Source organism: Hyunsoonleella pacifica (assembly GCF_004310335.1).
In the GTDB taxonomy this organism is placed as follows: Bacteria; Bacteroidota; Bacteroidia; order Flavobacteriales; family Flavobacteriaceae; genus Jejuia; species Jejuia pacifica.
In genome coordinates, this window is the sequence record NZ_SIRS01000007.1 from 82,695 (window position 1) to 96,616 (window position 13,922).

The following is a 13,922-nucleotide window of genomic DNA, read 5'->3' on the forward strand; positions in this document are numbered from 1 at the left end:
TTTTTCATCATCATAAAACTAGAATAATTAGAAGTTGTAGAAGTACAAAACAAGGAGTAAAATAGTACAATCAACTGTTTTTCAAATAATTATATGTGATAAAAAAATTCTATTCTGAAAATTTAGCGGCGTATTTAGAAGGTGTTTCGCCAAATTTCTTTTGAAAAGATTTACTAAAATATTTAGGATCTTTATATCCTACCCTATAACTTACTTGGGAAATATTAATTTTTCCTTGTTCTAATAGTTGAGCTGCACGTTTCATTCTAAAGTGCTGGATAAACTCATTAGGTGTAAAATTAGACCAAGCTTTTATTTTTGTAAATAGCATCGTTCTGCTTACCCCAAGTTCTGAACAGAAATAAGCTATATCAAAATCTTCATTACCTAAGTTATCGTTAACTATTTGTAATGCTTTCTTATATAACTTTTCATCATAAGATGATACTAAAATATCTTCGGGTTTTAAACCATCGCTAGAAATAAATTTTTCTCTTAGCTTTTCTCTGGTCTGTAATAGGTTCTTTATTTTTAACTTAAATTCATTTATATTAAATGGCTTACTAATATAATCATCAGCACCACGTTCTAATCCATCAATCTTGTAGATTAAAGAAGACCTAGATGTTAATAGTATAATAGGAATATGACTTGTTTTTAATTCTCCTTTAACTGCTGAACAAAGTTCTGTACCTGTCATTTCAGGCATTATAACATCACTAACAATTAAATCTGGAGATTCTTTTTTTGCCTTACTTAAAGCTACTTTTCCATTTTCAGCTTCTAATACATTATAATCTTCTTTAAGAAGATCTTTTATAAATTTTCTAAGTTGCTTATTATCTTCTACTAATAAAATTGAATACTTTTTAGTTTTATTAGCTATTTGAAGGTCATCATCTAATATAGGTTCCTCCTCTTCTAATTGTTTTACATATTGAGAAAGGTCATCACTAAATTTAAAGTCCTTTAAAATTTCCGAATCATCTAAATGCGTATTTCCTAATAATAATGTTACTGAAAAAATAGAACCTTGATTATTTACGTTATCATTTACTTCAATACTCCCTTTGTGTAATTCAACTATATTTTTTGCTATAGATAAACCGATGCCTGTTCCTTTATTATAATCTTTATCTGGTTTATTATTAACTGCTACTTCAAAAAAGCGATCGAATATTTTGGTTTGATACTCCTTAGCAATACCAACACCAGAATCTTCAACATGTATTTTTATACTATCTTGATAGCTTACAATTCTAACTACAATACGTCCCCCATTAGGAGTATAGCGGAATGCATTAGAGATTAGATTGTAAAAAACACGCTCTAACTTATTACGATCATAATACAATAAAATTTCTTCCTCTTCTGATACAAATTCAAATTTATAGTCTCCATTTTTAGCATATTCTGTAAATGACAGAAAAATTTCTCTTAAGAATTTAACAATATTTCCTTCAGCTGCTTTTAACTTATATAGGTTACTTTCAAATTTTCTAAAGTCCATCAACCTGTTTATCAAATGCAATAAGTGATTAGCATTATTTTCAATAACCATCAACTTTTTATACATCTTACTACTACCTCTGTAAGAGTCCAAGATTTGATTTAATGGCCCCAATATTAAAGCCAATGGTGTTCTAAATTCGTGCGATATATTAGTAAAAAACTCTAATTTATTTTTATTAGTTTGCTTTGTTCTCTCAGTTTCCAAATATTCTAATTGCAAGTCGTGTCTTAATTTTGTTCTAGATTTTAAGATGTCTAGAAGAAAAAATAATGCAATTAAAATTAATAGCCCGTACAACGCAAAAGCCCACCATGTTCGCCATGGTGCTGGTGCTACATTTATTGATAATTGTGTTGCACTAGTATTCCAAATATTATCGTTGTTAGCGCCTTTTACTTCAAAAATATAATTACCAGGATTTTGGATGGTATAAGATGCTGAATTATTGGATGTTAAGTTCCAGTCTTTTTCTAACCCTTTTAATCTATATTGATATTTGTTATTACTAGAGTTTATAAAGTTTGGAATAGAAAATGTGATACTAAAATTTCCTTGTTTATGCGATAAATTGATAGACTCTGTATATGCTAATTGTTCCTTCAAACTATTTGTAGGACTATCAAATTTGATGTCATTTTCTCTAATAATAAAATCAGTTAAGATAACTTGAGGTGCATAATTATTTGTTGTTATTTTCTTTGGATTGAAATAGGATACACCTTGGGGGCTCCCAAAGTAAAACTGCCCATCTTCTGTCTTATAACTCGCATTATTAGTAAACTCGTTACTTATCAATCCATCTGTTTGATTGTATAGTTTTGACTCCTGCGTTTTGATGTTATATTTAACAATACCTTGATTAGTACCTATCCAAAGCTGTTGCTGATTATCTTCTTGAATACTTCTAACTGCAGATATTTTTGTTTCTTCCAAATTCAACAAAACAGCATCGAATCCTTTCCCATTATATTTAAATAGACCTTTTGACTTTGTTCCTACCCAAATATCATCATTACCATCTTGATATACCGATAAGATATCATCTCCATATTGTAAGCTTTTATCACAAAAGAAATTTGTTATTTGTCCTGATTCGGTAATTTTATTTAATCCGTTTTCAGTTCCTACCCAAATGTTATTATTAGTATCTATAAAAATTGTTCTTATCAAGTTATTAGATAACTCGTTTAAACCTTCATTTGAAGATTTATAATGGTTGAATTTTCTTGAAACTGGATTGTATTTTATTAAACCTTTACCAAAGGTTCCAATCCATATATTCTCGTTTCTATCTTTTTTTATAGCGTATACTCCTGCATTTTTTAATACCACCTCTAACTCTTTAGGTAGTTTTATCGTTTCAAACGTTTTTCTTTCAGTGTTATATACTTGCAAACCTGTCTTGAAAGTACCAATCCAGAGCTTATTAGAATCTAGTATTTCTAACGCCTTAATATTGTTATCTATTAAGTAAGAATTGTTTTCTGTGAGATATTCATAAGAATTATTATTCTTATTCCAAATATTTAGTCCTCCTCCTTCAGTTCCAAAAAACATATAATTACCATAAGACTCTATAGAGCTTACTACCGTGTAATTTAAACCCTTGCCCTTTTGATTTTGAGTGATATTTTGAAAGTTAACATTAGAGGCATCCCAGATACTAACACCACCGTAATAGGTTCCTATCCATACTGACCCTTTCTTATCTTTAAATAAGGATTTAATCGAGTTTTTGCTTAAACTCGATTTATTATCTAAATCAGCTTGTAATAATTCTATTGTTCCAGTAGATTCTACTAAGATCAACCCTTCATAAGTACCAATCCAAAGCACTCCTTTTTTATCAAAAAGTAGCTTTCTAACACTTTTTATAGCTTCAAACTGAGTTCCTTTTTCAAAAAAAGGATTATAAACTTTACTATTTAAATTATAGTTTACGAGGCCATTATCTTTAGTTGCTATTAGTAAATTAGCATCTTTATCCTCTGCTAAGTCTTGTACATAAAAGCCCTCACTTCCCGAAATAAGATTTAATTTTAACGTATTGTCTTCAGCATATTTTGCCTCAAAAATACCAGCTCCAGTGCCTATAAAAATTTGACCTAACTTGGTTTCTAAAATGGTCATTACTTTCATCTTAGCTGATGACTTAAGATGATTATTCAGGTAATTCGAGAAACTATTAGTTGTTTCATTGTAAACAGACACTCCTCTCCATGTACCTGCCCAAATATCTCCGTTTGATAGTTTTTTTATGGACCATACCGTGTTATTTGATAACGAATAAAAATGCTCCTCATGAAAATAACTTTCAAACTTGTCGGTCTTAGGGTCATACTTATTTAAGCCATTATATGTCCCAACCCACAAATTACCATTATCATCTTCTTGTATTGATAAAATATCATTATTACTAATAGAGTTTGGGTCATTTTCATCATTCCTGTAAATTGTAAACTTAGTTCCATCATACTTATTGAGACCATCTCTGGTACCAATCCATATTTGCCCTAATTTATCTTGATGTATTGCTATTACTGCACTTTGAGATAGTCCATCTAGCGTAGTTAAATTAGAAAAATTATATGATGGTATTTGCCCAAAACAAACAAAACTTAGCGTAAAAAAAAACAAAAAAGTAAGATACCTAAACATTAAAAACAATCAGTTGAGTATATCGTAAATATAAATAAGATTAAACAGAAAACTGAAAAATCAATTACTATATTTTTCTCCTACATATTAGACAAATACCGTTATAAACTAGTTTTCCTTTAGATCCATTAAGTATTTAACATATATAATGTTAATATAAAAGTTCTAAAATTTTAGTGTAGACAGATAGACCGCGTAAGACTTTGATTTGTTTGCAGAACAAAATTCAAATGTATGGCTGACTGTTTTTTTACCTTTTAATATCTCCTAAACCATTACCCTCTACTAATCTGGTAACTTCTTCATTAGAAACCATATTTGCATCACCTTCAACGGTATGCTTCAAGGCACATGAAGCGGCTGCAAATTTTAAAGCTACTTCATCTTTTTTATGGTTGACCAATCCATATATCAATCCAGCTGCATAGGCATCACCAGTTCCTACTCGATCTATAACATGCGTAACGTCATAGAAAGGTGTTGTAAGAAGTTTGCTGCCATTCCACATTTTTCCTTTTATTCGGTTATGTGAAGCACTTAATACTTCCCTATCCTTATCCACCACTTTCTGTATTAGCGGAAATTTTTCTTGTAGGGTTTTTGCACTTGTTTCAAAATTTGATTCTGATTTTCCAATTCCAAAAATATCATACATGTCATAAGTACTAGCAATTACCACATTGGAACCAGAAACTAAATCGGGAATTATATCTTGCTTTGACAAGCCATATTTCCATAAACTTTTTCGCGAATGAATATCTCCAGAAACCATAATCCCCATAGAATTTGATACTTGGATAGCCTTTAAACAAGCCTTAGCGGCACCACGAGAAATTGCAGGTGTGATTCCTGTCCAATGAAAACAATCTGCTCCCTCTAAAATTTCTTCCCATTGAATCATTTCTGCTTCGATTTTTGAAAAAGCAGAATCTTCTCTTTCATACACTATCTCACTTGAACGATGTACAGCTCCTTTTTCTAAAAAATACAGCCCCATTCTAGTATCTCCATACAAGATGTGATCGGTATCTATCCAATGCTGCCTTAGGTATTGCGTCGCTGATTTACCAATAATATTGTCTGGAAGACGTGTTACGTGGCACGCTTTCATTCCCATGTAAGCTAATGCGATAGCTACATTCGCTTCGCCTCCACCGTAATCAATATCCAAAGATGTAGCTTGAGAAAATTTGGCATAACCTGGGGGCGACAGCCTCATCATAACTTCTCCAAATGTGACAATTTTCTTCATTTTCCTTTACATTTTGACGAATTTCTGTTAAAACTTTCATTCTAAGAAAAACTGTTCAACAACATTTGATTTAAAAAACAATGTACTATTAAATAATTTTAAATCCCTAAACCTTGACCACCACCTACTTGTATAGTTTCTGCTGTTAAAAATGCTGCATCTTTGCTAACCAAAAACGAAATAACAGATGCTACTTCTTCAGGTTGCCCTAGCCTTCCTAACAAGATGTTATTTTTCCATGAAGCGAATACTTCTGGCTTTGTAGATTTAATTTGAGCATGAAAAGGCGTATCAATCGTACCAGGTGATACTGCATTAACTCGAATACCGTATTCAGCAAGGTCTTTTGCCAAAGCTCGAGTAATAGCATGCACCGCTGCTTTAGATGTGCCGTATACACCAGCTCCAGGACCTCCTGCATTCCAGCCTGCTATGGACGTATAGTTTATTATTGATGCATCATCACTTTTCTTAAGGAAAGGTATAGCGGCTCTTGATGCAAAAAACGTTGAATCTAAATTTAATGCCATAACAAACCTGTAAAATTCGGTAGTCATATCTTCAAACCTAGAACGCCCTCCTAAACCACCAGCATTATTTATAAGCACATCTATTTTTCCATATTTTTCGCCTATTTTATTGATATTTAAATTTACTTCATCTTCATTAGTAACATCAAACCCATAATACTCTGCTGTTATTCCAGCTTCAGTTAGTTTTTTAACTCGATCTGCTCCTGCATCATCATCAATACCATTTAAAACTACTGTATATCCGTCTTCTCCCAATCTTTTTGCTACTTGAAAACCAATTCCTCCTGTAGCTCCTGTGATTATTGCTATTTTACTCATAATTATCTATTTATATTTATTTTTTTAATGTTTTATATTGTGTATACTTCTACTTTCCCTTTAGAGGCTGAATTTTAGGGCATAATAACCAAATAGCAAGCAATGCTATTAGCGCTAATGCAGCTCCAATTATAAATGCTGGTGTATAGTTACCGCCAGTAGTTACGAATGTAACTAATATTGTAAGTCCTGCAGCACCAAGTTTAGCAGCCATTCCTGCAAATCCAGAAAGCGTACCTACAATTTTTCCACTAAAAAGATCACTTGGAATGGTTTGAATATTTCCGATAGCAACTTGAAATCCAAAAAGTAAAACTGCCATAATAATTACTGCATTTACAGCAGAACTAGGTGCTTTTAATAAGAAGAAACAAGGTAGCATGATTGCACAACCTAAAGTAATCGTCATCTTTCGTGTCTTGTCAATAGACCAACCTGCAGAAATTCTATTTTTTGCTAGTAAACCACCTATTATAGCTCCAACCATTGCCCCAACATAGGGCACCCAAGCAGAAAATGCTATTTCTTTAACATCCATTCCAAAAACTTCTGACAAATAAATAGGAATCCAAACAATAAAAAGCCACCAGATTGGATCAATTGCAGCTGAGGCTATTATCACTCCCCAACTCTCTTTGTGCCTTAATAGTTTACCTGTACTAGGAGTATACCCATCATCATAATCCCCATCCTGATCGATGTCTTGATTTTTTTGCCCAGAAAGAATATATTTTTTTTCATCATCTGTTAGCCAAGGGTGATATTTTGGTGTGCCTTTTACAATGTATAACCATGGTAGTAACCATAAAAATCCAAGTAATGCTACCACTATGAATATAGCCTTCCAATCAAAATAGATAGACAATAAACCAATAACTGGATAGGCAACAATACCACCAATAGCTGCCCCTGAATTAAAAATGCCTTGAGCAAGTGCTCTCTCTTTAGTTGGAAACCATTCTGCATTAGCTTTAGCAGCACCTGGCCAGTTTCCTGCTTCTGCAATCCCTAATATTGATCTAAAAACTGAAAAACTTAACATTCCTTGAGCAAATGCATGTAACATGGTAGCAATTGACCATACACCAATTGAAAGTGCAAAGCCCAACCTAGTCCCTATCCAATCGAAAATTTTACCAAAAAGCGCTTGCCCTCCGGCATATGACAATATGAAAACCGTTGAAATGGTTCCATAGATAGCTTTATGCCCATCCTTATCCATTTCAGGAAATAATTCGTCAGCAATATCTGGCCAAAGTGCACCAAAAGCTTGCCTATCAATATAATTTATTACCGCAGCTAATGCCACTAGTCCTACTACCCACCATCTTAAACCTTTTAATTTCATAATTTTAGTTTTTACTCAGTAGTATCCTACCACAACCAAAAATGATTGCGTAAAAGAATTCTGAATGTATAATTTTTATGAAGAAATAACTTAATTGAAGAATTTCTTCCCTCCTATATTCTAAAATGAAAAATAAATACGTGAATCCTATTTTTCATTTGCTCTTAAGCCGATTTAATGTTGTAACAATATTGATAGAGCGCACTAAAATGCTCTTTCATTTTTTGTTTTGCTAAATCTGGATTTTGTGCTTTAATTGCCTTATAAATTTGCTTATGCTCTTCTATTCCCAAAACAGCTTGATTTTTATCACAAACATGGTACTTTTCAAAATCTATAATGATTTGCGGTGTAATGGTTAGCATAAAGGTATTCATGGTACTGTTTCCACTTGCCTTGGCAATTGCCAAATGAAATAGTAAATCTTCCTGCACGGCATCCTCACCAGACAATACTTTTTCTTCGTAGGCATCAAACGTTTCTTTTATATGCCTTAAATCCTCTTCTGATCGTCTTAAAGAAGCCAACTTTACTGTTTTCAGCTCCAATAGAATTCTAGTTTCTACCAACGATTTAAAATCAGGAGATTCCAGTCTTAAAATATCGTCAATCATTCCATTCATGGCTACTACGCCAATATTAGCAACAAAAGTACCACTCTGCGGAATAGATTTTAATAATCCATAGAACTCCAGTTTTTGAATAGCTTCTCTAACATTCCCTCTACTTACTCCAAACTTATCAGATAGCATTCTTTCTGAAGGCAACTTATCCCCTGGCTCCAGGTTTTTATAATTTATCAACTCTTTAATCTTTCCGATTATTTCGTTCTGTACTTTTTGACTATCACTAATTACTATTGATTCTAATTTCATGTGTAAACTTCCTTAAACTGGTTAACCAAATTTCGTCGATAAATTTAAACAAAAACGACTAAACTTTTGTGCTTTTACGTTTATTTACAATAATAGCCGACCTTGCATCAGTTATTAATAAAAATTAATGCCTTACTTCTAATTCATAAAAACGTACCTTGGAGTAAGCACCTTCATCTCTAGATTGAAAATAATTTCCAGCTTTAAAATAATTTTCAAAAACTCCCCATTTTCGCATATATATATTTTCATATACTTTATACTCATTCCCATTAAGTACTACAACCATTTTCCCTTCAGAAACTTTTACTTCTAAAACAAATTTTCTAAAGCCTACTTCCTGCTCAAAATTAAACCCTTCATCATCACCCCAAGCGTCTTCGCGAAGTATCTCTTCACTGGTAGCATTCAAATTTTTTAATACCTTGGTTTTAACTCTTACCTTACCATTATCCCAATATATTTTTAATATTGGTGGAGCATTATTATCATCTTCACCTATCAAGTCTCGCTGCTCATTTGTTAACCTACCGTGTATTTGCATAATAATGGTGCGGTGATACTTGCCATCTGCCCCCTTAGTCGATTCAGCCATAGATATTTTACCTTTCATGTAAGCTCCATCAGCAAAAGTCCAGTTTTTATGATTACTTCCTGGCTCCATTTGCTCTCTAAGTTCAGACCTAGTATATTTTGTATTCTTAGTTTTAGATGCTGTTGGCATCGCATGAAATACAATAGCTCCTTTAGTGGAATCTATGAACATATATGGTCTTGCAATTTCATTGTTTGCAAAATCGAAAATCTCTGGTGGCTCAATTTCGTAAGGTTTGCCTTTTTCATTCGTAACTGGTAAAGTTACTTTCCAATGACTTAAATCTATATCAGGTAGCCTTGCTTTCTTTTTTTTCTTCTTTTTTTTCTTTTTTTCAACTTTAGTTTTGGAATCTGTAGTGCTAGTCTCCTTTTTTTGAGAGATTACATTACCAGACACAAAGACTAAAAGAACAACTATTAATATTTCTTTTCGGATGTATTTCATTTTTAATTTAATTTATTGCTCTTGGATAATTTTAATCAAATCCAGGAGTAATAATATCTATATTATCAATAAACACCTCATTACTGCTATCTATTGCATTTAATGCTCTAACATAAATTACTGCAATGTTAGCCGAAGCTTCAAACGTAAGTGTTGTAGTTGTAAATGTATCATTAGTACTAGACGATTTACTGCTGTTAAAATCATTATCAATCAAAGCATAACCGTCAGTATTAATTGCAAGTGCTGCTGGTGTATTTATAGCTTCTTCCGTGGTAATTTCATTATTCAAAATAAATACTTCAGTATTAATTCCTGCTGCTTCAGAACGTGTATCGATAGTAAACGTATATTCTACACCTGGTTCAACTGCTACTAATTGATACAATCTACGGCAATTGTTACTTAGCTTTACACCTCTTCCTCCTCCAGCATCAGGTCCAAATTTATTACCATCACTTGTAGATCCTGGCTGTTCATTAGTACAGAATGTAGCATCTATATAAGCATTCAATTCATCATTACGCCATAGAGCTCTGTATGGACTATCTATTGTTCCTAAGTTATCATCAACTACAGTACTATTTGGTGTCATATCCCATGCATCTGCATTATCACCAGTATTAGATGTATGAACATTACAATCGGAATTTTGTACTATGACCTTAAAAGTTGGTTCTATTCCTCCTACTGGAACTGGCTTTGTGATACTTCTAGAAACACCTGCTGCATTGGTAGTAGTTAAAGTAACATCATATGTGCCAGCAGTAGCATAAGTATGTAATGGGCTTGCATCAGTTGATGTATTACCATCACCAAAATCCCAGCTATGTGAGACTGCTAAAATTGATGTATCCGTAAATTGTACTTCTAATGAAGATACATCAAATGTAAAATCTGGAACGGTAGACAATACTAAACCTTCAATATTTTTAGTTATTGAAACTTGAACTCCTAAATAGTTTGTTGCAGTTAGGGTTGCTTGAAAAGTTTCGGCTGTTTTGTATGAATACACTGGACTAAAATCAGGATCCGCTTCACTATCTTCAATACTCCATTCAACACTTTCACCATCTCCAAAATCCCAAACTAAACTTTCTGCTCCTGTAGTTAGATTTTCAAAAGTTACTTCAGAATCTATAGCACTAAAATTAAAATCTACAAAAATAGGAGATACATTGGCTGAAGCATTAGCTTCTAAACCATCAGAACTTACTGTATTTAATGTTACAGCATATAAACCGCCCGTAGCATAGGTATAATTTGGATTTGCCTCAGTTGATGTATTTCCATCACCAAAGTCCCATAAATATGAAACAGCATCCGTGGAATAACTTCTAAATACAATTCGCAAATTATCATCAGCACTTGTAGTAGTGGTAAAAAGGGTATTAGGCTGTATATTATTAACATTTCCAGTTGGTGGAACAAACTCTTCATAACCAGTATCGTAACATGATATTAGGGCTAGAAACATAGATAGTAACAAGATAACACCTATGTTGTATTTTTTAATTATTTTAAAAATCATGATATTGTGTTTTAAAATCTTATTTATTGTTTAACTAAAATCTCAAAGAAATCCAATCTACTTTCATCTCCTGAATTAGTAACATAAATGATTACAGACTCGTTCTCACCGGCTTCAAAAGTAAGCGCGTGTTGTCTCCATATATTATCTACCCTATCTATGTTATTATCCGTTCTAGAGGCGATGATGTTATCTTCTAATAAAGACTCGGTATAGCTAGATGTTGATGGCTTCAAAATTGAAACTTTAAGCTCCGCAAATTGGGTAACTTCAAAAGCTGAATGGTAGGTTAAAACATATTCTGCTCCAGGTGTCACTTCAATTTCTTGGTAAGCTACTCTAGCTCCACCCGCAGGGAACTTAGCTGCTTGTCTTCCATCTGGTAAATTAGGTGGATCTACAGGATTAGTATCTGTGTTAATTTGTATTACGGTAGTACCACCTCCTAATGGACTCCATGCAGAATTACTTGGTACTCTCCAAGAATCTCTTCCATCTCCAGTTCCATCGGGTAAACTATTATCCTCAAAACTTGGTTCTGCAATTTCAGGAACTGGAATAGTTGGCACCGCTTCAACTATTGTTAAATTATCATCTATATCATTGCTCCAACCATTATTATCAGTTACGGTTAATGCAATTTTATATGTACCTGGGCCGGGGAAAGCAGCTATTACATTTTGGTCGTTAATGGTACCTGCGGGTAAATTAGAAATTTGATTTTCTAAATCTGCTATACTTTCCAGAGTATCACCTGTTAAAGCATCTTTTGCAGCTAGTAAAGCAACTTCTAAAGCACTAATTTCGGCTAAAATTGCATCTCTTTTTACTTGATCTGTTTCACATGGCAACTTTAATTCAAGCTCTTCGATATCCTCCTCTATAGCGATAACATCGGCATTTAAAGCTTCTAAAGACGCCATCAGTCGCGTTCTTTGGCTATTGATATAATCTACTGTAACCGGTACTTCTTCTTCTTGTACGGTATTTGGATTAATCACTTCTGTAATTACCCATTCGTATTGCGTTCCGTTTACAGATAAGTTCGAACCTGCTTCTAAGTAAATTTCATAGTTAGCAAATATTAAAACTTCATCACAAGTAAACTGCGAGGTAGTGATTTCATTAAAATTAAATGATGGAGTAGGACCTGTAAGATCAACCAAGTCTCCTACATCTGGCAAATCATCATTTAAACATGAACTTAAGAGCACAAGCGTGCTTAAGAACATAGCTTTAAAATTAAACAAATATCTTTTCATTAGTATACAATTTTTAATTTAGTATCCGTTATTCTGGCTATAAACACCAGGTAAATTATCTAGTTCTCTTTGTGGAATAGGGAGATAAATTTTATCACTTGTGTATAAAAACCCATTTCTATTTGAGTGCGTTCCCAACACATTATCTGCCTCATTAAATCTTATCAAATCATACAAGCGTTGATTTTCAAATACAAACTCCACTCTGCGTTCCTCCAATAATTGTTGTTTTGTTAAGTTAACAACTTCTTCTAAACCAGCTCTTAATCTTACTTGGTTAAATGCTTCAATTGCTCTAATATCGGTAGTAGAATCCCCACCAGCCAAAATAGCTTCAGCATATAATAATAGTACATCTGCATATCTTAATATAATCCAATCATTTCCATTCGCTTCTCCAGAAGATGGGTACTTAGAGTTAAACGTATCATTTAAAAGATCATCTGCAATAACCGTAATACTTCTAAAGGTACCATCAAATCTAACGGGTTGTAATTCTGGCGTCATAACCGAAAGTAAATCTAGTGTAGCTACATTTACACCATTTGATGGTCCGCTTGCTGTCATAGCATTACTAAACCCTTCTGCGTCAGTTTCAACTTGATCGTCTAAACCACTCTGACTACTCACTACGTTATCCGTATTAATGGCTTCATATGAAATAGAAAAAATAATCTCTTCATGAAGCTCCAACCCTTCATTGTTTGTAAAAGATCCATCTAATCGTAAATTATCAGATGAAAACTCTCCAACAAACTCATTACCAAAAACCTTTGCAAAGTTAATAGCTTGGTTTGCCTGATATTCTTGGGTAGTTAAAATATTTACTGTAGGATCATTGGGATCGGCATCAAATAAGAAATTTTCTGACTCATCTCTATCTATCGTCAATAAATTATATCCAAATGACGTGTTGTTTTCTATTATAGAAGCTAATAATAACTCAGCCTCAGCATAATTAGGATTGGGCTGACTTAAAAACGTTTTAGCTAGTAAACAAATAGCTGCACCTTCAGAAGGTCGATATCTATTTTGAGGAGCTCCGTTTAAAAAAGCGATTGAGGTTCTAAAATCTTCAACTATTTTCGCATAAACCTCTGATGGCGGTAATTGTGGGTAGTTTTCAGCTTCATCTGAATTAATATCTAACACTTTATCCAAATATGGTACATTCTGATAAGCTCTTACCAAATTAAAGTGACACAAAGCTCTAAAGAAATATGCTTCTCCAATGGTATATTGAAATTCTTCTGGCGCTAAAAACTTATTTTCTATAATTGTATTTGCTCTAAAAATGGTAGCATAATTATTAGACCAATAGGTAGCTGCGTCACCATTGTTGGCATCCATATTATAAGAATCAATATCTGGATACACACCGTTTTGCGCATTGGCCCTACTGTTATCTGATCTTAGTTCAATCAATAAAAATTCATTTGCCGGTATTTTTTGATAACTGTCTATAACTCCAACAGCCAGTAGCTCAAAACCATCAGCGGTTTGCAATAATTCTTCTAGAGAAAACGCATTTGGATTATTCAAATCCAACTCTTCTTGACAGCTAGAAAGAAAAGCTATCATAACGAGGCA

Annotated in this window: 9 protein-coding genes; all 9 read right to left on the reverse strand. The window is 33.1% G+C overall.

Annotated elements, in window-relative coordinates:
• Positions 1-109: 109 nt before the first annotated feature.
• Positions 110-4,171: a hybrid sensor histidine kinase/response regulator gene (locus EYD46_RS16230; RefSeq protein WP_130938224.1), complete on the reverse strand. Its 4,062-nt coding sequence runs from the start codon at positions 4,169-4,171 to the stop codon at positions 110-112.
• A gap of 250 nt (positions 4,172-4,421) precedes the next feature.
• Positions 4,422-5,423 carry a sugar kinase gene (locus EYD46_RS16235; protein WP_130938225.1) on the reverse strand — a complete coding sequence of 334 codons (1,002 nt, stop codon included), beginning with the start codon at positions 5,421-5,423 and terminating at the stop codon, positions 4,422-4,424.
• A 98-nt stretch (positions 5,424-5,521) separates the two neighbouring features.
• A complete protein-coding gene (locus EYD46_RS16240; RefSeq protein WP_130938226.1) occupies positions 5,522-6,274 on the reverse strand; it encodes an SDR family NAD(P)-dependent oxidoreductase in 753 nt (250 codons plus the stop codon).
• A 49-nt stretch (positions 6,275-6,323) separates the two neighbouring features.
• Positions 6,324-7,622 carry an MFS transporter gene (locus tag EYD46_RS16245; RefSeq protein ID WP_130938227.1) on the reverse strand — a complete coding sequence of 433 codons (1,299 nt, stop codon included), beginning with the start codon at positions 7,620-7,622 and terminating at the stop codon, positions 6,324-6,326.
• Positions 7,623-7,786: 164 nt separating this feature from the next.
• A complete protein-coding gene (locus EYD46_RS16250; RefSeq protein WP_130938228.1) occupies positions 7,787-8,497 on the reverse strand; it encodes a FadR/GntR family transcriptional regulator in 711 nt (236 codons plus the stop codon).
• Between the two features lie 124 nt (positions 8,498-8,621).
• Positions 8,622-9,539 carry a polysaccharide lyase family 7 protein gene (locus EYD46_RS16255; RefSeq protein ID WP_130938229.1) on the reverse strand — a complete coding sequence of 306 codons (918 nt, stop codon included), beginning with the start codon at positions 9,537-9,539 and terminating at the stop codon, positions 8,622-8,624.
• Between the two features lie 31 nt (positions 9,540-9,570).
• A complete protein-coding gene (locus tag EYD46_RS16260) occupies positions 9,571-11,070 on the reverse strand; it encodes a PKD domain-containing protein (RefSeq protein WP_130938230.1) in 1,500 nt (499 codons plus the stop codon).
• A gap of 23 nt (positions 11,071-11,093) precedes the next feature.
• The gene (locus EYD46_RS16265) at positions 11,094-12,332 is read right to left on the reverse strand and encodes a hypothetical protein (protein WP_130938231.1); all 1,239 of its coding nucleotides are present in this window, start codon (positions 12,330-12,332) and stop codon (positions 11,094-11,096) included.
• An 18-nt stretch (positions 12,333-12,350) separates the two neighbouring features.
• Complete coding sequence (locus tag EYD46_RS16270) at positions 12,351-13,913, reverse strand: RagB/SusD family nutrient uptake outer membrane protein (RefSeq protein WP_229731369.1); 1,563 nt, start codon at positions 13,911-13,913, stop codon at positions 12,351-12,353.
• Positions 13,914-13,922 lie beyond the last annotated feature (9 nt).